Genomic DNA, 20,431 nt, shown 5'->3' with positions numbered 1-20,431 from the left:
CGCCTACCTCAGCCAAACAGGGATTTCATATCCACATCGGCCTTCTCGGCCTCATCGAACTCCAGCAGGTCAGCCCCCTTGAAGCCCATCTTGCGCGCCACGATAAGGTCAGGAAACTGTTCGATCCGAATGTTGTAGACGTTTACCGACTCGTTGTAGTACTCGCGCCGGTCGGCGATCGAGGACTCCAGACCGCTGATTCGGCCCTGAAGGTGCTGGAAGGAGTCGCTGGCGCGCAGTTCCGGGTAGTCTTCGGCGACCGCAAACAGATTGCCAAGCCCGATTCGAAGTTGGCTCTCTGCCTGGCCCAGCGCCTTGATATCGCCGTTGTCAGACGCGCGTGCCACGGCAGAACGCGCTTCCATCACCTTTTGCAGCGTTTGCTGCTCGTAGCCCATATGCTGTTTGCAGGTTTCCACCAGCTTGGGCAGCTCGTCGTGGCGCTGCTTGAGCAGGACATCGATATTGGAGAAGGCGCGGGAAACGTTGTGCTTGAGACGTACAAGATGGTTGTAGATGGTGATTGCGTAGATTACGGCAAGCACCACAATAACCAGGATAGTGATCAGTACCGGATCCATCGGTTGCTCCCTGAACGGCGGTTATAGTGGGTTCACTATACCCCAACGAGCCCTGTGGACAAATTGCGGACCCGTGACGACGACAGTTTTCACGACAGCCGGACCCTCGGATCTGATCGGTTAAATCGTGCCGCCTTCGATAAGCTCAACAACCACGGTTTTGACCAGAAATGCAGCCAGCCCCAGGCCCAGGGCAAAAAACAGGACGAAGGTGCCAAAACGACCGGCGTTGGATTTCTTGGCCAGATCGTAAATGATGAAGAAGATAAAGCCGGCGAAAAACACCAGGCCGATGTTTAGCATCAGGGATTCGGCTTCGGCTAGACGCATCTGTTTTCTCCGGATAGCTCAAAATTTGCGCGAATTTTAATCGGCTTTGTGGCTTTGATAAACCCTTTTTATTAAAGGTCTTTGTCGGCATCCGGCGCTCTGTCGCGCCAGTCGGGACCCAGTTCCTGTTCGAGGTATTCACGGATGAACTTGCGCACCATTTGAGACGGAGTCACATCCTTCTCGAAACAGAGCTGTTCGAAGGCGGCTTTTTTGGTCGGGTCAATCAACAGCGTTAGGCGGGCGGTTCGTTTTTCCATGGTCTCCACTTGGTTTGGTGTCCGGGTTGGTTCCTGGATTGGTCGTTGCTCGATCTTCGGCAGCGCATGAGCGACCATCGACCATATGTTAATACGATTAACATTGCATTCATACTCAATTCGCCTGTAATGTTTATGGCTTTTAGGGTTCCCGCTAAACTCTGCAGCTGTACAGGAGTCTGTACCCATGTCATCAAGCCGCGCCAGATTGCATTCGCTGTCGATCGCCAGTGCGTTACGAGAGTCGCTGGCGGATGGTTATCGAGCGCGGAACCTGATTGCCGACATTATTGCGGGTATTACTGTCGGTATCATCGCTATCCCGCTTTCAATGGCGTTGGCGATAGCCAGTGGCGTACGCCCGGAGCATGGACTCTATACCGCCATCATTGCCGGTTTCCTGATCGCGTTAACCGGTGGTTCGCGCTACAGCATCTCAGGGCCAACGGCCGCGTTTGTGGTCATTCTCTACCCGGTGTCGGAAAACTTCGGTCTGGGTGGCTTGCTGGTTGCGACCGTGATGGCCGGTATGATTCTGGTGGCCATGGCGCTGGCGCGGCTGGGACGCCTGATCGAATATATACCGGAATCCGTAACCCTGGGCTTTACAGCAGGTATCGCCATCGTTATTGCGATACTGCAAATCCCCGACTTTTTTGGGCTCCCCACCGAGGGTCTTGCCACGCATTTCACCGAGAAGGCGGTTCAACTGGTTCATCGGTTACCGGATTGGCGCTGGCCTGACACCCTGGTTGCGGCTATCACGCTGGGAACGCTGATACTCTGGCCGAGACTGCGGTTTCCAGTGCCTGGCCATCTGCCGGCGCTGTTGCTCGGCACCGGTATCGCAGCCTGGTTGAACTACAACGGTGCCGGTATTGAGACCATCGGCAGTCGTTTTTCCTTTGAACTGCCGGATGGCAGCATCGGACAGGGGATACCGCCCATTCTGCCCGGTTTTCAGTGGCCCTGGGATCAGGCTGGCGCCAACGGTGAACCCTTCGAGCTGACCTTCAGTACGGTACGTGAGCTTCTACCTTCAGCGTTCTCCATTGCCATGCTGGGTGCCATCGAGTCACTGCTGTGTGCCGTTGTGCTCGATGGTATGACCGGCCGTCGTCATCATGCCAATGGTGAACTGCTGGGGCAGGGGCTGGGTAACCTTGTGGCGCCCTTTTTTGGCGGCTTTACCGCCACGGCAGCCATCGCCCGCTCCGCCGCCAATTACCGGGCCGGGGCCTGCTCTCCGCTGTCGGGTATGATTCACGCGCTCGTTGTCTTGGCCGGCTTGTTGCTTCTGGCACCCGCGCTTGCCTGGTTGCCGATGGCCAGTATGGCCGCGCTGTTGCTGATGGTTGCCTGGAACATGAGCGAAGCGCACAAGGTGGTGGCTTTGGTACGCCGTGCGCCGCTGGGCGACATTCTGGTTCTGGGCTGCTGTCTGTCACTGACGGTGCTGTTTGATATGGTTATCGCGATCTCTACCGGTATCGTGTTGGCGTCGTTGCTGTTCATGCGCGATATCGCGGGCATGACCCGGGTCAACGACATAACCGGTCAACGTAAGCATGTGCCGCAGGAGCTGCCTGCAAAGTGGTGTGTTCTGAAGGTGACCGGGCCGTTGTTTTTCGCGGCGGCTGAGCGCGTATTCGATGAGGTGCTGGAGCTGGTTGGCGACCGCCAGGGAATTGTTCTCTATATGGACGGTGTTCCGCTGCTTGATGCCGGTGGGCTGAACGCGTTTGAGCGCTTTTATCAGCAGTGTCAGCGCCGCGGTGCCGAACTGGTGGTTGCCGACCTCCAGTTCCAGCCGTTAAGAGCCCTGGCACGCGCCGGGGTACAACCCGTAGAGGGGGCTTTGTCGTTCACCCCGACCCTGGCTGAAGCATTGGCGCGCCTGGATGATCAGGCCTGAAAGCGAGCGTTTTCGCTGGACCAGTTTAACAGCTGAGGCAGGTTGCTCGAGCGCTGGGTGATGTCCGCCAACGAGTATTTTTCCAGTTCCCGCATAAAGGCTTCCTGAGCATTGAACAGCATACCCTGAAGGCCACAGCCTCCCATAATCGGACAGCGGGGCGCTGCACAGTTGACCGGCTGCAATGTCTCTTCCGTGGTCTCCACCACTGCGCGCAGGTTTATCTCCTGTGCGGGCATGCCTAAACGTATCCCACCCCCTTTGCCGCGCACGGTATCGATAAAACCCGCCTTGCCGAGATGGTGGACAATCTTGATTAAGTGATTGCGCGGGATCTGGAAATGTTCGGATACCTGGGTAATGGTGACCCGGCTTTCCGGCTCTTGAACGGCCAGGAAAATCAGCGTTCGCAATGAAAAGTCGGTGTACTTGGTGAGCTGCATAAAAGTTGCTGTCCGGAAAGTTAGCCATGGACCTGTTCCAGGAGGTGGGTACTCTAAAACCCGGGTGGAACAAAAGGCCTTTTTTAAAGTGAGGTTATTGCGAGTTTATCGCATTCCATCAGGGATGCCACCCCCTGGAAAATGAATGAGCGCCTCTTCTATACCCTATTCTGGTCGAGTGTCTCTTGGGCGTGGTATGCATACGGCTGTTCAATCACACCTCCCTCCGTGTATATTGTAAGATATATATAGATTATATCTTAAGGTGGTGTTTGTGTTTATCCCGCTGGACGATCATCCCAAGACCGGTTTTGCGCGCTATTTCAGTAATGGGTTCAGGCCACTGTTTACGGCCTGCGCGATCCAGGCGATTGTCGTGATGATCCTTTGGCTGATCTATCTGGGGCGCGGTGGGGCCGTCACACCTCCCGGGTGGAGCATGATCGAGTGGCACGGTCATGAACTGCTGTTCGGCTTTGTCGGTGCGGCTGTTGGTGGTTTCTTGTTGGCGGCGGTGTCCAAATGGGTCGGTCGGCCACCGGTGAGTGGTGCGCCTTTGGTCGTTCTGGTGCTGTTCTGGTTGGCCGGACGGGCGGTCACCTGGAGTGGGCTGGATAACTTGGCCGCACTGATAGTGTCTAATACCGGTTACTGGATACTACTGGCATGTCTGGTAGGACGGGAAATTCTCGCAGCGGGGAATCGGCGCAATTTCGTTGTCCTGGTTATGCTACTGATTATGGCCGGTTTCAGCCTGGCGTTTCAGGTGGGTCTGGTTGACCGGATTCACCTGCTTGAATCTCAAGTGCTGGTGATCGCATTGATGATTTCGCTGATCGGAGGCCGCATTACACCGGCGTTTACCCGCAACTGGATGATGCGGCGCCAGCCGGTGTCAGAGCATAAGCCGGCTCAGTTTGGGTTGTGGGATAAGGTGGCGGTTGGACTGTCGGTCCTGGCCACGTTGGCGTGGGTCGCTCAGGCTCCCAGTATGTTCAGCGGTGGACTGTTGATTCTGGCGGGCATCTCACAGTGGGTTCGTCTCGCGCGTTGGCGAGGATTTGCAAGCCTGTCCGAACCGCTTCTGTTTGCGTTGCACCTGGGCTATCTATGGGTGGGTGTCGGGTTTGTGTTGTTAGGTCTGAGTGCCTTTGTGCCTGCATTGACTGTGAGTGCCGGGATCCATGCTCTGGGTGTCGGTGCCATGGGCGGCATGATTCTGGCTGTGGCGGCTCGGGCAGCTTTGGGACATACCAACCGGGAGCTGAAAGCCGGTGTGATCATGTCGATGAGCTTCCTTGCGATCCATTTGGCCGCTTTGGTGCGGATACTCGCGGCACTGATACCGAACTCGGCGATGATGCTGCTTATGTTGGCAGGGACCCTCTGGGTGGTCGCATTTGTGCTCTTTGCCGCGCGCTATCTGCCGGTGCTGTTCGGTCCGGAGGAGAGCCTGTCCGAGGCACTGAAACGCGAAAAGGGTAAAGTGGGCGTGCGGTCTTAACAGTACAGTGTCACAGTGCGTTGGCCTTGCGGTAGTTGCCGTCGTAATCGAACAGCCGCTCGCGGACCCGCCAGTGACCGTTCTGGCCTTGGCCCACTTTGCGGGCGATCACGAAATCCGGAGCCCGAAACTGTGCTGTTTGAGAGATGACCTCGTCTACAGAGGTGAACTGTCTCGGTGTAGCACCTTCGTTGAAACGCCGACCGAACAGTCGGTTGAAGACTCCACGCTGCCCCTTGTGGTTCAGGTCGAAGCTTTCTACAAGTTCCTCGCCCTGCTCGTCATGGTAGGTGATTCTTAACCGCCCATTCTGCTCTGAGAAGCTGACCCCGGCACAGCGGATCACCAGCGCGTCTTTCAACTGCAGGGCTTTCTTCAGTATGTCGTCCGGGTCGACGACAGCTTCCCCACACTGGTGGCAGGCGCGGGCGGCGATATCGTTCTCGGCACCGCAATGGGGGCACTCCTTGAAACGAAAGCGATAGTCGCACTGCTGCGGCTTTTCGCCGTCCATCTCCAACAACCCCTGGCAGCGCCGACCGTAATGTTCGATCACCTGTCCGTCGGCGTCGGTCTTGCCCCAGAATATATTGGCGAAGCCGCAGCCGGGGCAGAACACCTGTACCGGTTCAGATTCCGAGTCCGGCTTGGGTGCGCCCACTTCCGGGTGGAATAGATCGAAACCTGAACCTGCATAGTCGATGATCAAGCACTCGGTTTTGCCTGGGCTCAGACGTAGTCCGCGACCGACGATCTGCTGGAACAGACTTACCGAGGCAGTGGGGCGCAGGATGGCAATCATATCCACATGGGGGGCATCAAAACCGGTGGTCAGCACTGCTACATTGACCAGGAACCGAATCTCCCGCTGCTTGAAACGCTGGATCAACTGCTGGCGCTCGCCGGAATCGGTATCGCCGATAATCAGCGCAGACGCCTCCTTCGGCAGATAGCCGATGATCTCCTGGGCATGACGCACGGTGGCGGCGAAGATCATTACGCCTTCACGTCCGTCGGCCAGCTCACATATCTGCTCGCAGATCGCCCGGGTGACCCGGGGGTGTTTGGCGAGCAGGCTGTTGAGCGCCTTTTCAGGATAATTACCGCTGTCGGATGGCGTCAACGATGAGAAGTCATAGTGAGCGATGGCGGCATCGATCAGTTTGGGCTGGGTCAGGTAGCCGTTGCGAATCATGAAGTTCAGCGGCAACTCGTAGATGCAGTGTTCAAACAGGCGCGGCTCGCTTGAGCGCACGAAGCCACGGTAGTGGTAACGATAGATCCAGCCGTACCCCAGACGGTAGGGGGTGGCGGTCAGCCCCAACACTTTGAGGCCGGGATTGCGCTGCTTAAGCGAGGCGATGATCTGCTGGTACTGAGAGTTTTCATCGTCACTGACGCGATGGCATTCGTCGATGATCAGCAGCGAGAAGTGGTCGTCGAAGGCATCCAGATTGCGGGCTAGTGACTGGACGCTGGCGAAGGTGACCTGGTATTCGTTCTGCTTGCTGCCCAGGCCGGCCGAAAAGATACCCGCTTCCAGGCCGTAGGCGGCGTACTTGGCGTGATTCTGTTCGACCAGCTCGCGTACATGGGCCAGAACCAGGATCCGTTTGCGTGCCAGACGGGCCAGTTCAGCGATCACCAGGCTCTTGCCTGCACCCGTGGGTAGCACGATGACGGCGGGGTCATCGCTTCGTCGAAAATGGCGCAGGGTCGCATCCACCGCTTCCTGCTGGTAAGGGCGCAGTGCGAAACCCAGTGCTGGCGGACTCGGTGTGCGGGGCAAAGGTCTGACCTTGTGTTCTGTTATCTGGAGCGAATTGTACCGGCTCGTTACGGGATTGGAATCGCGGTTTTGTTGATGATCTGGCGCAGTACGAAGCTTGAGTGAGCGCCGGTGACCCCTTCAATACGCGTGATTTTGTTGAGGAGCAGATCCTGGTAGCCCTCCATGTCACGGACCACGACCTTGAGCTGGTAGTCGGCATCCTGACCGGTGATCAACAGGCACTCCAGCACTTCGGGAATGGCGCTAACCGTTTTGTCGAAATTAGCGAAACGTTCCGGTGTGTGGCGGTCCATGGAAATGTGCAGCAGTGCCATCAGCGTCAGTCCCAGCTCCTTGGCGTCAAGAATGGCGCGATAGCCGGTGATCAGGCCTGACTCCTCCAGCGCCCGCACCCGGCGGAGACAGGGGGATGGGGAGAGTCCCACCCGGTCGGCCAGCTCCTGATTACTGATGCGCCCCTCGGTTTGCAGAATCTCCAGAATGTGGCGGTCATGACGGTCTATGCGCATAGTCTGCCCCTGTTTTTTTTGATTGAGCAATAATATGTAATTTATAAATAAATAATAAGCATTTTATTTCAAAAATATCGCTTTCTGGCGCAACTTTGCAATCATCTGCCCAGGGGTTTGCCCTAGACTATGCCTTGTCGACTTACCCAGACGACATTGGCGTGAGCGCAGCATCCCGCGCTCCCGCTCTTTCTACCGTTCGCTCTACCCGGGTGTTCAGGTGAGAAGAAGCTCCAAAAGGGCTGACAGTGAAACGAGAACTCAACCTTTTTAAGGGACGATCCCATGACAGTTTTTGACCACCACCGTTACCAACCGGCTCCCGCTGTTCAAGTACAGCAGCGTCAATGGCCGGACCGCACTATCACCCGAGCTCCGCGTTGGGCCAGTGTCGATCTCCGGGATGGTAACCAGGCACTACTGGACCCGATGAGCGTAGCTCAGAAGCGGCGACTGTGGGCCTTGCTGGTCAAACTCGGTTTCAAGGAGATCGAGGTCGGTTTCCCCTCCGCCAGCCAGCCCGACTATGATTTCGTGCGCTGGCTGATCGAGGAAGACCAGATTCCCGATGATGTCACCGTGCAGGTACTGGTTCAGTGCCGTAAAGAGTTGATCGACAAGACCTATAAGGCGCTCGAGGGCGTCAAACGTGCAGTGGTGCATGTGTATAACTCCACCTCCACCGTGCAGCGTGAACGCGTGTTCAATCAAGGCTGCGAGGGTATTACCCGCATCGCTGTTCAGGGTGCCAAGTGGGTGATGGAAGGGGCTGCTGAATACCCGGACGTGGACTGGACGTTCCAGTACTCACCTGAGAGCTTTACCGGCACCGAGATGGACTATGCCGTAGAGATCTGTAACGCCGTGATCGATGTCTGGCAGCCGACGCCGGAAAACCCGTGCATCATCAATCTGCCAGCCACCGTCGAGATGACGACACCGAACATCTTCGCCGACCAGGTGGAATATTTCTGCACCCACGTGAACAAGCGCAATAGCCTGCTGGTTTCCGTGCATACCCACAACGACAGGGGATGTGCCGTGGCAGCGGCAGAGCTCGCGGTGTTGGCCGGTGCCGATCGGGTCGAGGGTACCTTGCTGGGTAATGGCGAGCGCACCGGTAATATGGATATCGTCACCATGGCGATGAACCTCTACAGCCAGGGCATCGACCCGGAGCTCGATCTCTCCAATCCGGATGAGATGATCGAGGTCTATACCGAATGCACCAAACTGCCGGTGCATCCACGTCACCCCTGGGTGGGTGAACTGGTCTATACCGCGTTTTCCGGCAGTCATCAGGATGCGATCCAGAAGTGCCTGCATCGCCAGCAGAAGGATGAACATTGGCAGGTGGCCTATCTGCCGATCGATCCGAAAGATATCGGTCGTGACTACCAGGCGGTAATCCGCGTCAACAGTCAGTCGGGCAAGGGCGGAATGTCCTTCGTGCTGGAGCGAGACTATGGCTTGACGTTGCCACGATGGTTGCAGACAGAGCTGGCGCCCATCGTGCAGACAGCCAGCGAAACCAAGGGGTCGGAGATCAACAGCGCCGAGATTCACCGTCTGTTGATGGAGAACTTCGTACGTACCAGCGAACCCGTCGAGCTTAAGGGCTATCGGATCACCCGCGCCGACAATGAGATGGTGGAAGCGGATCTGGTGATCAACGGCCAAGCGCGGACCATTCGCGGAGAGGGTGAAGGGGCAATATCGGCCTTTGCCGACGGCTGGCGTAATGAGACAGGTGAATCGCTGAACGTGGTGGACTACTCCGAGCATGCGATCGGCGAGGGGTCCGATGCCCAGGCGGTGGCCTATGTTCAGCTTAACGTGGCGGGTCAGCGCGTATCCGGAATCGCCTTCGACAATGACACCATCAGTGCATCGCTGAATGCCATTATCTCTGCGTTGAATCGTTCCGGCGTTGCCTCGAGTCAGGCGGCCTGAGCTTATCGGTTGGGGTACTCGTTTTGCCAGTATCCGGTAACCTGCAAACAAAAATGCCGGGGCTGATCCCGGCATTTTTCTGTCGGCTCCAAAGGAGCCGTCCTAGTCAGGCGAAAAGAATCAATCTTCGCGGCTGGTCACCTCCAGCAGGTGATAACCAAACTGGGTTTTCACCGGGCCCTGTACTTCGTTAATCGGGGCGCTGAAGACGACCTTGTCGAATTCGGGCACCATCTGGCCGCGACCGAAACTACCCAGATCACCGCCCTGACGTCCGGATGGGCACTGGGAGTGTTCTTCGGCGACTTTGCCGAAGTCAGCGCCGTCGGCGATTTGCTGTTTAAGCTCCTGGCACTGTTCTTCGGTGCCAACCAAAATATGACGTGCAGTAGCGCGTGCCATCGGTTCTCTCCTCAAAAGGTTCTTGATAAAACTCAGCATAGTTCAACCCCCGACAATGTCAGCGGTAATGGATCAGTGATGATGGCCGCCGGCACCGTGGGCATGGCCATGGGCAATCTCATCATCGCTGGCATCACGAACCGCCACCACCTCAATATCGTAGGTGAGGGTCTTCCCGGCCAGTGGATGGTTGGCGTCAACCAGTACCATTTTCAGGCCGGGTTTGATCACGGTCACCTGGCGCATCCCCTGGTCGGTTTTGACCGCAGCGATCATCCCCGGCTTCCAGCTCTTGGTACCCTTGGGCAGCCCCTGCAGGTGCTTGATCGGAATGCGGCGCTCCAGCCCCTCTTCACGCTCGCCGTAGGCCTGATCCGGTGTCAGAGTGAGGTTGAGTTTGTCGCCGGGCTGTTTGCCTTCCAGCGCTTCCTCAATGGCTGTGATCATATTGTCGTGACCATGCAGGTAAGCCAGGGGCTCTGAGTCCAGGCTGGTTTCCACCTGCTGTCCGTCGGCATCGGTGAGGGTGTAGTGGAACTGGACCACTTTGTTGTCGGTGATCTGGGTCATGACGAATCCTGAACATTGAAATTTGCACGGGAGTATCCGTTTAACCGCATTGGTTGGCAAGTCATCGTAGGCCAAGGCGCTCCCGCAGCGTGTTTCGCATGACATAAAAACCGGAAACCGATCTAATAACGCCATGCGACTGGATCGATTTATCTGCAAGCACTCTAACCTCAGCCAGGGCGCTGCCCGACGGGCGGTGGTGCTGGGCCATGTGCATGTGAATGACAGGGTGGAGAGAGAGCCGCGGTACGAGGTGGACCGGTTTGCGCGGGTTTGTCTGGAGGGCGTCTGCCTGCAAGAGTGCCAGGCATACTACCTGATGCTTAATAAGCCCGCGGGATACCTCAGCGCTACCCGTGATCCGGTGCATCCGACCGTGCTGGAGCTGCTTCCCGCTGAACTGCGTGATCAGCTGCATATTGGTGGGCGTTTGGATCGATCAACGACCGGTCTGCTTTTATTAACCAACGACGGGCGCTGGTCCCGTCGGGTCACAGAGCCGGGTAAAAAAGTACCCAAGGTATATCGGGTAACGACAGCTCGGCCCATCGCGCCTGAAACCGTTGAGAGTTTCGCGGAAGGGATCTACTTCGCTTACGAGGATATCACCACTTCACCGGCCCATCTGGAGTTGCTGGGGGCGTGTGAGGCGCGTCTGACGATCTATGAAGGGCGCTATCACCAGGTGAAGCGGATGTTCGGACACCTGCGCAATCAGGTGGTGGCGCTGCATCGGGAAAGTATGGGGGCGATCGAGCTGGACCGCTCGCTGGCCCCCGGGGAGTTTCGTGCCCTGAACGAGGCTGAGATTGCCTCGGTCTGAGGCTTAGCCGTCGGCGTTGATCTGCTCGATCAGTTCGTTGAGAACAGTGACAGCCTGATCGTTTTCAACCTGGCAGGTGCCTGCTGCCTGATGACCGCCACCGCCGTATTTCAGCATCAGCTCGCCCACATTGGTTTTAGAGCTGCGATCGAAGATCGATTTGCCGGTGGCGAAAACGGTGTTTTGCTGTTTCAAACCCCAGAGTACGTGGATCGAGATATTGCACTGCGGCAAGAGGGCGTAAATCATAAAGCGGTTGCCCGGCCAGATGGTTTCCTCTTCACGCAGGTCCAGTACTACCAGGTTTCCGTGAACTGTCGCGCAGCGTTGGATCTGATCTTTAAACTTCTGTTCGTGGTCACGGTACAGCTCCACGCGCTCCTGAACATCAGGCAGAGCCAGAATCTCGTCGATATTGTGGTTACGGCAGTAATCGATCAGATCCATCATCAGTGCATAGTTGGAGATGCGGAACTCGCGGAAACGGCCCAAACCGGTGCGCGCATCCATCAGGAAGTTGAGCAGTACCCAGCCCTCCGCATTGAGGACCTCTTCCTTGTTGAATTGGGCGGCATCCCCTTTATCCACCGCCTCCATCATCTCATCCCACTCGGCCGGGAAGGCCTTGTGGCCGCCATAGTAGCTCCATACGACGCGGGCCGCGGAGGGCGCATCCGGGTCGATAATATGGTTGTCCTGCTTTTCATTGCGCAGGGTTTCCGACAGGTGATGGTCAAAGGCAAGATTAACACCGGGCACGTAGGGCAGGTTGGTGGTGATGTCACGGTCTGTGATATCAACCTTGCCATCCTGCATATCCTTGGGGTGGACGAACTTGATGTCGTCAATCATATCGAGGTGCTTGAGCAGTACGGCGCAGACCAGGCCATCAAAGTCACTGCGCGTCACGAGTCGAAATTTTTCACCGGCCATCGGTATCGCTTCCTTCAAGTTTGAAAAGTCTTTTCGGTAAAAGTACCACGTTGGGTTGGTCCCTGAAACGGTCTGACTCAGGGCAGCAGGCAGTGTTTGGTAAAGTCCGCCAGTTCGTTGGCGGTCCACTCGCCCTTGGGTTTCTCTTTCAGCTCGCTGCACCACTCGACGCTACCCACTTCAGGGGAGCATGCGGCGACCAGCAGCGTCGTTGCCAGCAAGGCGATTAGAGCGGTTCCTTTTTTCACTATATCCATGGGTTAATCCATCAATTTTCCGTTTAGCGCTCGATAGTAGCGAACTCCGCCAGCGCTGTCCCCCCTATCTCGTTTACACTGGTCAGTGTAAGTTTTTGGTATCGGCAACGACTCATCCGGTATTAACGGAGAAACAGGATCTCAAAGGGAGGTCGATTTGGTAAGCGATAAGTCGCCACGGGAGGACACGGAGAGCCTGGAGCTTAGTCAGCGGCTTAGCGCAGTGCGTCCCAGGTTACTGGCGTTTGCGCGGCTGCAGCTGGCCGATCAAAGCTACGCTGAGGATCTGGTGCAGGAAACGCTGGTTGCAGCACTGGAATCGTTGGCGCGGTTCAGGGGGCAATCGAAATTCGAGACCTGGGTGTTCGGTATTCTCCGTCACAAACTGGTGGATACGATCCGCCGCCGGGGGCGGGAAGTGGTGGCTGAGCATGATATGGAGGAGTTGCCTGATATTGATGCCATGTTTAATCCTCGTGCTCACTGGGCAGTGGGTGCGCGCCCCGTGGAGTGGGTGCAGCCGGAAGTGTCCTGTGAACGCGATCATTTCTGGGAGGTTTTCGACCTCTGTGTATTTCATCTGCCGAAGAGTGGGGCTCAGGTCTTCACCATGCGTGAGCTAATGGGGTTGGAAACCGGTGAAATCTGCGAAAACCTGGCGATTACCGAGAAAAATTGCTGGGTGATCCTGCATCGGGCGCGTCTGAAACTGCGTGCCTGCTTGGAGTCGGGCTGGTTCAGTGATGGGGAGGTGGCCGATGACCATGGCCTGTAAGCGTGCGACCGAGCTGATGTCACTGAGTCTGGACCGGCCGTTGACGTTACCGGAGAAAGGCTCGCTACGAATGCATCTGATGATGTGTCGTCATTGTCGGCGCTGTAACCGTCAGTTTGAAGTAATGCACCGGATTACCAGCCGTCGACGCGAAGATCAGGAGGAGGTTGAGTCGAAACCGCCAGAGTAAACGGATCCGTTGTTACTTCAATAGACGTAGAAAAAGGTATATGGACCAAGGTCCAACTTGTCATCGGATGCAGACAGGTCCAAGCTTGGGGTAATAGATGTCCGGCTTCCGTTATCTCCTGTGCGCTATGGAGCGCTGGTAGTTGGTGGCTGCGGAGGAATATGGGTTTATGAAAGATCTGGATGGACGCGGGCTCATGGCCGAGTCGGGTCTGGATTATTTTAAGTCAGCTTCGACTTTCGGTGCGTTGAGCGATGAAGCGATACGTTATCTGCTCTCCCACGGTCAGGTATATGCGGTCGAGTCTGGCGAGCCGGTTTTTACCGAAGGCGAGCGTGGCGACTTCTTTGTTGTCGTCTTGCAGGGTAAGGTCGGTTATTACCGCGAGAGCGAAGGGCGCCGGGTGTTGATTCGCGAGGTTACGTTCGGACAAGAGGTGGGTTATGTCTCGATGATCGGCCTCTTCTGTCGTCAGGGTTCCGTTTCCGCCCTGGAACCCAGCATCCTATTGAGAATCAGCACCGACCTGTTCTACCAGCTCCATATCGATTATCCGTCCGACTTCGGTATTTTGATGCTCAACCTCTCCCGTGAGCTGGCCCGAACAATCAGCGGTATTAACGATAAACTGGTGGAGGTTTCCCTCCACCCGAAAACGGATTGAGAGAGGCTTACTCTCCCCGGTAATAGCGCTGTGGCACAAACGGCATTTTACTGACGGTTACCGGGAGCTGCTTACCCCTGACTTCAGCGAACAGTGCTGTATCCACAGCGCTGAACGCCGTTTCCACATAGCCCATGGCCACCGGCTGGCCGGCGCTGGGGCCGAAAGTGCCGCTGGTTACCTGACCCACTATGTTGCCGTCGCTGTCCAGTAGTGAGGTTCCTTCGCGGATGGGCGCTCTTCCCTCGCCGATAAGCCCGACACGCTTGCGTGTTGCAGATTTGTCACGGATCTGCTCAAGAATCAGATCGGCGCCGGGAAAGCTGCCGGCACGCGCTCCGCCGTTACGGCGGGCCGGTGATATGGCCCAGATAAGGCTGGCTTCAGCGGGTGTTGTTGTGCGGTCGATGTCGTGGCCGTAGAGGCAGAGCCCCGCTTCCAGGCGCAGTGAATCACGGGCGCCCAAGCCGATCGGCTGCACCTCCGGGTAATCCAGCAGAGTGCGGCACAGTGCTTCGACCTGGTCAGCCGGTACGGAGATCTCGTAACCATCTTCACCGGTATAGCCGGAGCGGCTGACGATGCAGTCGATACCGGCCAGCTGTGTTGGCCGGTTGTCCATAAACACCATATCTGCCACTGCGGGCTCCAGCTTGGCGAGCACGGCAGCGGCTTGAGGGCCTTGCAGGGCGATCAGGGCCCGCTGTTCCAGTACCTCCAGCTGCGTGCTTTCGCTCAGGTGACTGCGCAAATGAGCGATATCCTGCTCTTTGCACGCGGCGTTGACCACCAGGTAGAAGCCATCAGGCATGCGGGTGATCATCAGATCGTCGAGAATGCCGCCATTTTCGGCGGTAAACAGTGCATAGCGCTGTCGCCCCACCGGCAGCTCCGCGAGGTCCACGGGCAGTATGCTTTCCAGGTCCTGTTCAGCATTCTCTCCACTCACGAAAACCTGCCCCATGTGACTGACATCAAACAGGCCAGCGGCTTCGCGGGTATGGAGGTGTTCTTTCTTAACGCCCTGAGGGTACTGAACCGGCATGGCATATCCGGCAAAGGGCACCATCTTCGCGCCCAGCTCCTGATGCAGGTTGAAAAGCGGCGTGTGCAGCAGTTGTTCGTCCATCGTTCAGGCCCCCTGATCGGTGAAGGTTATCAATGCAGGTAGTTAAACAAAATTTCCTATAGGAAACAATAATTCCATCCCGCTTGCTTTGACCTTGAGGGATATAAGCTGGCTTTTTGTGTTTCTTATAGGAAATATTTCTCTTGCCCAGCCCGCGATCAATTGCTAGGCTGCCGCCTCAAATTCGCACTCTGGTTTACACTGTGAATGATCACCGGATTGGGTGGTGTGGTGTAAAGCGTCTTGACCGCCGCCGAGCGGTCGCTCCCTTTCCGAGTCTAGACGGAGAAAAGCGATGTCGCTCAGCCTCTTCGACCTGTTCAAAATCGGTATCGGGCCATCCAGCTCCCATACGGTGGGGCCGATGGTGGCCGCCAAGCGCTTTGTCGATACCCTCGCCAGCGGGGGCCGGGTTCCGGCTGATGCCTGTATCCGCGTACACCTGTTTGGCTCTCTGGCAATGACCGGTAAGGGGCATGCGACGGATACGGCGGTTGTGCTTGGTTTGAACGGTGAGGAGCCGGCCTCGGTCGATACCGATCAGGTTCCGGCGATCGTCCGGCAGACGCGGCAAAAGTGCGCGATAACCCTCCCCGGCGGAGTGAACGTCAGGTTCAATCCCGCGCAGGATCTGTGTTTCGACGCGGGCGTGACGCTGCCGGCCCATCCCAACGGTATGCGCTTTGAGCTCAACGACGCTGCCGGTATTCAACTATTCACCATGACGGCTTACTCGGTGGGCGGCGGCTTCGTCGTTGTTGAGGGTGAACAGACGTCCGGTGACAGCGTCGCCCGGGAGCCCTGGGTTTTCAGTTGCGCGGAAGAGCTGATGACACTGGCCGAGTCCAGTGGAAAGTCTATCGCGAATCTTGTTCTGGAGAACGAGGCCTGTCATCGCCCGGATGCTGAAACCAGAGAAAAGCTGCTGGGCATATGGCGGGTGATGGACGACTCAATTCGCCGTGGCTGTGAAGCGACCGGAGAGTTGCCGGGTGGGCTGGGGATAAAACGGCGCGCCCATGAACTTCACCGGGAGTTAACCGGTAAGCCAGAGGCGGGACTTAAAGATAATCTGGCGGTACTGGACTGGGTTAACCTGTACGCGCTGGCCGTTAATGAAGAGAATGCCGCCGGTGGGCGTATAGTGACGGCACCAACAAACGGCGCCGCAGGCGTGATTCCTGCCGTGCTGGCCTACTACGATCGTTTTATTCCAGGCTCCAGTGAGGCGGGGATAATTCAGTTTCTGGCAACCGCAGCCGCGATCGGCATGCTGTATAAACGTAATGCGTCGATTTCGGCGGCGGAAGTGGGGTGCCAGGGGGAGATCGGTGTGGCCTGTTCCATGGCGGCCGGCGCGCTCTGCGCGGTGCTCGGCGGCAGTGTGCGGCAGATAGAGAATGCTGCCGAGATCGGTATGGAGCATAATCTGGGCCTGACCTGTGACCCGATCGGCGGTCTGGTCCAGGTGCCCTGTATTGAGCGTAATACCATGGGCGCGGTAAAGGCGATCAATGCGACTCGGCTGGCGTTGCGAGGCGATGGTCAACATTTTGTATCGCTGGATTCGGTGATCGAGACGATGCGCCAGACCGGGGCCGATATGCAGGACAAGTACAAGGAGACCTCCACCGGAGGGCTCGCTGTCAACGTGGTTAACTGCTGATGCAGTTGTAAGCCAATCAACATCAAAGTGGAACTGGAACGATGAGTAACTTACCGACCGATCTGAAATACGCAGCGTCACATGAATGGGTTCGTGACAATGGTGATGGCACTTTGACGCTGGGGATCTCCGACTTCGCCCAGGAACAGCTCGGTGACGTGGTATTCGTGGAACTGCCGGAAGTGGGCCGGGAAGTGAATGCCGGTGAAGAGATTTCCGTGGTTGAGTCGGTCAAAGCGGCATCGGATATCTATGCTAGCGTTAGTGGTGAGATCATCGAGGCTAATGAAGCGCTGGAAGACAGCCCCGAACTTATTAACGAGTCACCGTTTGGCGATGGCTGGATCTGTAAAATCAAGATTGCCGACGTGTCAGAGCTGGAAAAGCTGCTTGACGCAGAAGCGTACGGTGCCCGGATGGCCGAAGAGGCGTAAGATCTCTGACAGGGCTAGGCGTTGATTTTAAAAGGTAAACTCAGGAACAGGGCAGGCAGATGGCAACAGAAATCCAAGGTTTGATCGAACTGGAAGCGCATGATGAATTCACCGAGCGGCACCTGGGGCCCGATGCCAGTGAGGAGCAGGCGATGCTGGATTGCCTCGGCATCGGTTCACTGGACGCGCTGATCGAACAGGCCGTTCCAGCCTCGATCCGACTGGATGATGCGCTGGCCATGCCCGAAGGCGTCAGCGAGGCCGAGGCCCTGGCCGAGCTACATCAGCTGGCTTCCCGCAATAAGCTGAATAAATCCTACATTGGGATGGGATATTACGGTACCCATGTTCCCGGCGTGATTCAGCGCAATGTGCTGGAAAACCCGGCTTGGTACACGGCCTATACGCCGTATCAGCCGGAGATCTCCCAGGGCCGTCTGGAGGCGTTGCTGAACTACCAGCAGATGGTGATGGATCTGACCGGTATGGATCTGGCCAATGCGTCATTGCTGGATGAGGCCACTGCCGCCGCGGAAGCGATGACTCTGTGCAAGCGCTCCAATCGTAAAAAGTCCGACCTGTTTTTTGTGGCCGACGATGTACATCCGCAAACCCTGGATGTGGTGCGGACCCGTGCCGAATATTTCGGCTTTGAGATCGCTGTGGATGCGGCCGATAAGCTGGGTGAGTACGACAGCTTCGGCGTCCTCTTGCAGTATCCGGGAACACACGGTGATATTCACGACCTGGAAACACTGATCGAAACCGCTAAATCACAGAAGTCGATGGTTTGCGTCGCCTCCGACCTGCTGGCGCTGGTGCTGTTGAAATCGCCCGGCAGCCTGGGCGCCGATGTGGTGTTTGGCTCCGCCCAGCGATTCGGTGTGCCGATGGGATTTGGTGGGCCTCATGCCGCATTTTTCGCCACATCGGACAAGCTCAAGCGCTCAGTGCCCGGTCGTATTATCGGGGTTTCTGTGGACAGCAAGGGTGCGCCTGCGTTGCGCATGGCGATGCAGACCCGGGAGCAGCATATCCGCCGTGAGAAGGCGACCTCCAATATCTGTACCGCCCAGGCGTTGCTGGCGAACATGGCGGGATTTTATGCCGTCTATCACGGTCCCCAGGGGCTGCGCCGGATCGCCGAGCGAGTTCACCGCTTAACCGCTATTCTGGCCAGCGGTCTGCGTCAGAAGGGCGTGTCTCTTAACACCACGTTCTTCGATACCCTCTCTCTGGATCTGGAAAACCCCGGTGAAGTGGTGGAGGGTGCGCTTGCCGGCGGTTGTAACCTGCGTTTGTTTGGTGGCCACCATGTAGGCATCAGCCTGGATGAAACCACGACCCGGGCGGACGTGGCACATCTGTTTGATATTCTGCTGGGCAGCGGTCATGGTCTCTCCATCGACGAACTGGATGCCGCGATCGTCGAAGGTGAAACCACGGGCCTGCCCGAACGGCTGCGCCGCACCGACGAGATCCTGACTCATCCGGTTTTCAACAGCTACCATAGCGAAACCGAGATGCTGCGTTACCTGAAGAAACTGGAGAACAAGGACTACTCTCTGGTACACGGTATGATCCCGCTGGGCTCCTGCACCATGAAGCTCAACGCGACCTCTGAAATGGCTCCGGTCACCTGGCCCGGGTTTGCCAACCTGCATCCCTTTGCACCCCACGATCAGGTAGAAGGCTACCTGGAGATGATCCGCCAGCTCGAAGCGATGCTGGTGGAAGTGACCGGTTATGATGCGGTGTCGATGCAGCCCAATTCCGGCGCCCAGGGTGAGTACGCAGGGTTGTTGGCGATCCGCGAGTATCAGGCCTCCATTGGCGAAAGTCACCGCGATATCTGCTTGATCCCGTCGTCGGCCCACGGTACCAATCCGGCTTCAGCGGCGATGATGGGTATGAAGGTGGTGATCGTTGAGTGCGATGAGCAGGGTAACGTGGATGTGTCGGATCTGGCGGCCAAGGCCGAGCAGCATAAGGACAACCTCTCGGCACTGATGGTCACTTACCCCAGCACCCACGGTGTATACGAAGAGGAGATCGTGGAGATCTGCCAGATCGTTCACAAGTTTGGCGGCCAGATCTACATGGATGGGGCCAATATGAATGCTCAGGTGGGGATCTGTAAACCGGGGCTTATGGGATCCGATGTGTCCCACCTCAACCTGCACAAAACCTTTGCCATTCCTCACGGCGGTGGTGGTCCCGGTATGGGGCCGATTGGTGTGAAGGCGCATCTGGCCCCATTCCTGCCGGGGCACAGCGTGACTCACGTGGCCGGTCAGTCCCAGAACAATGGTGCGGTGAGCGCCGCGCCCTATGGTTCTGGTGCAATCCTGCCGATCAGCTGGATGTATATTCGCATGCTGGGTAAAACCGGGCTTAAGCGTTCAACCCAGATGGCGATTCTCAACGCCAACTATCTGAGCGCGAAGCTGGCCGAGCATTTCCCGATTCTCTATCAGGGTAAAAAAGGTTGGGTTGCTCACGAGTGTATTGTCGATATCCGGCCCTTGAAAGAGGCAACCGGTATCAGCGAAGAGGATATCGCCAAGCGGTTGATGGATTATGGCTTCCACGCACCGACCATGTCTTTCCCGGTACCGGGGACGTTAATGATCGAACCCACCGAGTCGGAGTCCAAGGCCGAGCTTGATCGGTTTATCGAAGCGATGGTGTCGATCCGCGCGGAGATCGGTCGTATTGAAAGCGGTGAATGGAGCGCTGAAAGCTCGCCGTTGCGCCATGCACCGCACAGCCAGGCCGACTTGCTCGGTGATTGGGATCGCGCTTATAGTCGTGAGGAAGCGGTATTCCCGACTCAGGCCACACGCGACAGCAAATTCTGGCCCACCGTCAATCGTATCGATAACGTGTATGGGGATCGTAACTTCGTCTGTTCCTGCCCCAGCGTCGATGCCTATCGGGAGTAAACGTTAGGGAGCGGAGATCGCCTCAACGTAACGTAAAAGGGAGCCCAGCGGCCACTGCTGTCCCATAGTTTTTTTGATCATAAAGGGATCCTCATTTGAGGGTCCCTTTTTTGTGGCTCGGGTGGAGGAGGATTGAGCAGCGCCCAAAGGGGAATGCGTTCGAACAAGCTCACCTGAAGAGTTCGCATAATGCGTTGTACACTCCAGCCTTGCCGCGCACTATGGCGAGCAAACGAGAGCAGCAGATAGCAGATCATGGCGATCCAGATCTGCGTCAACACTGCATTTTTACTGTGACCTAAAAACGCCTTTATCTTCAGGTTCTGCTTGAGCGCTTTGAAGAAGAGCTCCACCTG

21 protein-coding genes and 1 pseudogene are annotated in these 20,431 nt (G+C 56.9%); 10 read left to right on the top strand and 12 right to left on the bottom strand.

Annotated features, from left to right (window positions below):
- Positions 1-8: 8 nt before the first annotated feature.
- The 3 genes from G403_RS0105645 to G403_RS0105635 all read right to left on the bottom strand — a co-directional run bounded on the left by G403_RS0105645 (position 9) and on the right by G403_RS0105635 (position 1,171).
- Positions 9-581 (bottom strand): LemA family protein, encoded by a 573-nt coding sequence (locus tag G403_RS0105645; protein ID WP_027853129.1) that lies wholly within the window; start codon positions 579-581, stop codon positions 9-11.
- A gap of 120 nt (positions 582-701) precedes the next feature.
- The gene (locus tag G403_RS0105640; RefSeq protein ID WP_027853128.1) at positions 702-911 is read right to left on the bottom strand and encodes a DUF2788 domain-containing protein; all 210 of its coding nucleotides are present in this window, start codon (positions 909-911) and stop codon (positions 702-704) included.
- Positions 912-982: 71 nt separating this feature from the next.
- Entirely contained in the window at positions 983-1,171 is a 189-nt protein-coding gene (locus tag G403_RS0105635) for a hypothetical protein (protein WP_027853127.1), read from the bottom strand.
- A 187-nt stretch (positions 1,172-1,358) separates the two neighbouring features.
- On the opposite strand from G403_RS0105635, the gene dauA reads away from it, so the two are divergent.
- Positions 1,359-3,086 (top strand): C4-dicarboxylic acid transporter DauA, encoded by a 1,728-nt coding sequence (dauA, locus tag G403_RS0105630; RefSeq protein ID WP_027853126.1) that lies wholly within the window; start codon positions 1,359-1,361, stop codon positions 3,084-3,086.
- On the opposite strand, the gene G403_RS0105625 is transcribed toward dauA, so the two are convergent.
- A complete protein-coding gene (locus G403_RS0105625) occupies positions 3,077-3,529 on the bottom strand; it encodes an Rrf2 family transcriptional regulator (RefSeq protein WP_027853125.1) in 453 nt (150 codons plus the stop codon). The two genes, dauA and G403_RS0105625, sit on opposite strands and share 10 nt — an antisense overlap.
- A 274-nt stretch (positions 3,530-3,803) precedes the next feature.
- On the opposite strand from G403_RS0105625, the gene G403_RS22325 reads away from it, so the two are divergent.
- Positions 3,804-5,033, top strand: a complete 1,230-nt coding sequence (locus G403_RS22325; RefSeq protein ID WP_051298590.1) for an NnrS family protein — start codon at positions 3,804-3,806, stop codon at positions 5,031-5,033.
- A 10-nt stretch (positions 5,034-5,043) separates the two neighbouring features.
- On the opposite strand, the gene radD is transcribed toward G403_RS22325, so the two are convergent.
- Both radD and G403_RS0105610 read right to left on the bottom strand, forming a co-directional pair.
- A complete protein-coding gene (gene radD, locus G403_RS0105615; RefSeq protein WP_027853124.1) occupies positions 5,044-6,822 on the bottom strand; it encodes a DNA repair helicase RadD in 1,779 nt (592 codons plus the stop codon).
- 47 nt (positions 6,823-6,869) lie between these two features.
- Positions 6,870-7,334, bottom strand: coding sequence for an Lrp/AsnC family transcriptional regulator (locus tag G403_RS0105610; protein ID WP_027853123.1), 465 nt, complete (start codon positions 7,332-7,334; stop codon positions 6,870-6,872).
- Between the two features lie 285 nt (positions 7,335-7,619).
- Between G403_RS0105610 and leuA the strand changes: the two genes are divergently transcribed.
- Positions 7,620-9,287, top strand: coding sequence for a 2-isopropylmalate synthase (leuA, locus tag G403_RS0105605; protein WP_027853122.1), 1,668 nt, complete (start codon positions 7,620-7,622; stop codon positions 9,285-9,287).
- A 120-nt stretch (positions 9,288-9,407) separates the two neighbouring features.
- Here leuA and G403_RS0105600 read toward each other — a convergent pair whose 3' ends face one another.
- Both G403_RS0105600 and G403_RS0105595 read right to left on the bottom strand, forming a co-directional pair.
- Entirely contained in the window at positions 9,408-9,728 is a 321-nt protein-coding gene (locus tag G403_RS0105600) for a peptidylprolyl isomerase (RefSeq protein WP_084403951.1), read from the bottom strand.
- 33 nt (positions 9,729-9,761) lie between these two features.
- Positions 9,762-10,259 carry an FKBP-type peptidyl-prolyl cis-trans isomerase gene (locus G403_RS0105595; protein WP_027853120.1) on the bottom strand — a complete coding sequence of 166 codons (498 nt, stop codon included), beginning with the start codon at positions 10,257-10,259 and terminating at the stop codon, positions 9,762-9,764.
- 133 nt (positions 10,260-10,392) lie between these two features.
- Between G403_RS0105595 and G403_RS0105590 the strand changes: the two genes are divergently transcribed.
- A complete protein-coding gene (locus G403_RS0105590; protein ID WP_027853119.1) occupies positions 10,393-11,082 on the top strand; it encodes a 16S rRNA pseudouridine(516) synthase in 690 nt (229 codons plus the stop codon).
- A 3-nt stretch (positions 11,083-11,085) separates the two neighbouring features.
- Here the strand turns inward: G403_RS0105590 and G403_RS0105585 are convergent, their stop codons facing one another.
- Complete coding sequence (locus G403_RS0105585; protein ID WP_027853118.1) at positions 11,086-12,015, bottom strand: exopolyphosphatase; 930 nt, start codon at positions 12,013-12,015, stop codon at positions 11,086-11,088.
- Positions 12,016-12,092: 77 nt separating this feature from the next.
- Positions 12,093-12,272 carry a DUF3012 domain-containing protein gene (locus G403_RS22320; RefSeq protein WP_036232737.1) on the bottom strand — a complete coding sequence of 60 codons (180 nt, stop codon included), beginning with the start codon at positions 12,270-12,272 and terminating at the stop codon, positions 12,093-12,095.
- A gap of 157 nt (positions 12,273-12,429) precedes the next feature.
- Here G403_RS22320 and G403_RS0105575 point away from each other — a divergent pair, with 157 nt between their 5' ends.
- The 3 genes from G403_RS0105575 (at position 12,430) to G403_RS0105565 (ending at position 13,901) form a co-directional block, all read left to right on the top strand.
- Positions 12,430-13,047, top strand: coding sequence for a sigma-70 family RNA polymerase sigma factor (locus G403_RS0105575; RefSeq protein WP_211232650.1), 618 nt, complete (start codon positions 12,430-12,432; stop codon positions 13,045-13,047).
- The gene (locus G403_RS0105570) at positions 13,031-13,237 is read left to right on the top strand and encodes a zf-HC2 domain-containing protein (protein WP_027853116.1); all 207 of its coding nucleotides are present in this window, start codon (positions 13,031-13,033) and stop codon (positions 13,235-13,237) included. Before G403_RS0105575 ends, G403_RS0105570 begins: the two co-directional genes overlap by 17 nt.
- A gap of 169 nt (positions 13,238-13,406) precedes the next feature.
- Positions 13,407-13,901: a Crp/Fnr family transcriptional regulator gene (locus tag G403_RS0105565; RefSeq protein ID WP_027853115.1), complete on the top strand. Its 495-nt coding sequence runs from the start codon at positions 13,407-13,409 to the stop codon at positions 13,899-13,901.
- Between the two features lie 7 nt (positions 13,902-13,908).
- Here the strand turns inward: G403_RS0105565 and gcvT are convergent, their stop codons facing one another.
- Complete coding sequence (gene gcvT / locus G403_RS0105560; protein ID WP_027853114.1) at positions 13,909-15,030, bottom strand: glycine cleavage system aminomethyltransferase GcvT; 1,122 nt, start codon at positions 15,028-15,030, stop codon at positions 13,909-13,911.
- A gap of 295 nt (positions 15,031-15,325) precedes the next feature.
- On the opposite strand from gcvT, the gene G403_RS0105555 reads away from it, so the two are divergent.
- The 3 genes from G403_RS0105555 to gcvP are packed head-to-tail and all read left to right on the top strand — an operon-like array spanning position 15,326 to position 20,075.
- Positions 15,326-16,696, top strand: coding sequence for an L-serine ammonia-lyase (locus G403_RS0105555; protein WP_027853113.1), 1,371 nt, complete (start codon positions 15,326-15,328; stop codon positions 16,694-16,696).
- 41 nt (positions 16,697-16,737) lie between these two features.
- On the top strand, positions 16,738-17,130 hold the full coding sequence (gene gcvH, locus G403_RS0105550; protein ID WP_027853112.1) for a glycine cleavage system protein GcvH: 393 nt from the start codon (positions 16,738-16,740) through the stop codon (positions 17,128-17,130).
- Between the two features lie 59 nt (positions 17,131-17,189).
- The gene (gene gcvP / locus G403_RS0105545) at positions 17,190-20,075 is read left to right on the top strand and encodes an aminomethyl-transferring glycine dehydrogenase (RefSeq protein ID WP_027853111.1); all 2,886 of its coding nucleotides are present in this window, start codon (positions 17,190-17,192) and stop codon (positions 20,073-20,075) included.
- A 77-nt stretch (positions 20,076-20,152) separates the two neighbouring features.
- Here the strand turns inward: gcvP and G403_RS25445 are convergent.
- Positions 20,153-20,431, bottom strand: a pseudogene (locus tag G403_RS25445) (IS4 family transposase); the annotation flags it as partial.

The organism is Marinobacterium litorale DSM 23545 (genome assembly GCF_000428985.1).
Taxonomy (GTDB): domain Bacteria; phylum Pseudomonadota; class Gammaproteobacteria; order Pseudomonadales; family Balneatricaceae; genus Marinobacterium_D; species Marinobacterium_D litorale.
The sequence above is the reverse complement of the archived record's forward strand: the minus strand, read 5'-3'. Positions and strand labels throughout refer to the sequence as shown.

Excerpts from the sequence above, each read along its gene's own strand:
- G403_RS0105640 (WP_027853128.1), bottom strand. The coding sequence starts at position 911 with ATGCGTCTAGCCGAAGCCGAATCCCTGATGCTAAACATCGGCCTGGTG.
- G403_RS22320 (WP_036232737.1), bottom strand. The coding sequence starts at position 12,272 with ATGGATATAGTGAAAAAAGGAACCGCTCTAATCGCCTTGCTGGCAACG.
- G403_RS0105585 (WP_027853118.1), bottom strand. The coding sequence starts at position 12,015 with ATGGCCGGTGAAAAATTTCGACTCGTGACGCGCAGTGACTTTGATGGC.
- dauA (WP_027853126.1), top strand. The coding sequence starts at position 1,359 with ATGTCATCAAGCCGCGCCAGATTGCATTCGCTGTCGATCGCCAGTGCG.
- G403_RS0105635 (WP_027853127.1), bottom strand. The coding sequence starts at position 1,171 with ATGGAAAAACGAACCGCCCGCCTAACGCTGTTGATTGACCCGACCAAA.
- G403_RS0105555 (WP_027853113.1), top strand. The coding sequence starts at position 15,326 with ATGTCGCTCAGCCTCTTCGACCTGTTCAAAATCGGTATCGGGCCATCC.
- gcvP (WP_027853111.1), top strand. The coding sequence starts at position 17,190 with ATGGCAACAGAAATCCAAGGTTTGATCGAACTGGAAGCGCATGATGAA.
- G403_RS0105600 (WP_084403951.1), bottom strand. The coding sequence starts at position 9,728 with ATGCTGAGTTTTATCAAGAACCTTTTGAGGAGAGAACCGATGGCACGC.
- gcvH (WP_027853112.1), top strand. The coding sequence starts at position 16,738 with ATGAGTAACTTACCGACCGATCTGAAATACGCAGCGTCACATGAATGG.
- G403_RS0105595 (WP_027853120.1), bottom strand. The coding sequence starts at position 10,259 with ATGACCCAGATCACCGACAACAAAGTGGTCCAGTTCCACTACACCCTC.
- G403_RS0105590 (WP_027853119.1), top strand. The coding sequence starts at position 10,393 with ATGCGACTGGATCGATTTATCTGCAAGCACTCTAACCTCAGCCAGGGC.
- G403_RS0105570 (WP_027853116.1), top strand. The coding sequence starts at position 13,031 with ATGACCATGGCCTGTAAGCGTGCGACCGAGCTGATGTCACTGAGTCTG.
- G403_RS0105645 (WP_027853129.1), bottom strand. The coding sequence starts at position 581 with ATGGATCCGGTACTGATCACTATCCTGGTTATTGTGGTGCTTGCCGTA.
- gcvT (WP_027853114.1), bottom strand. The coding sequence starts at position 15,030 with ATGGACGAACAACTGCTGCACACGCCGCTTTTCAACCTGCATCAGGAG.
- leuA (WP_027853122.1), top strand. The coding sequence starts at position 7,620 with ATGACAGTTTTTGACCACCACCGTTACCAACCGGCTCCCGCTGTTCAA.
- G403_RS0105610 (WP_027853123.1), bottom strand. The coding sequence starts at position 7,334 with ATGCGCATAGACCGTCATGACCGCCACATTCTGGAGATTCTGCAAACC.
- G403_RS0105565 (WP_027853115.1), top strand. The coding sequence starts at position 13,407 with ATGAAAGATCTGGATGGACGCGGGCTCATGGCCGAGTCGGGTCTGGAT.
- G403_RS0105625 (WP_027853125.1), bottom strand. The coding sequence starts at position 3,529 with ATGCAGCTCACCAAGTACACCGACTTTTCATTGCGAACGCTGATTTTC.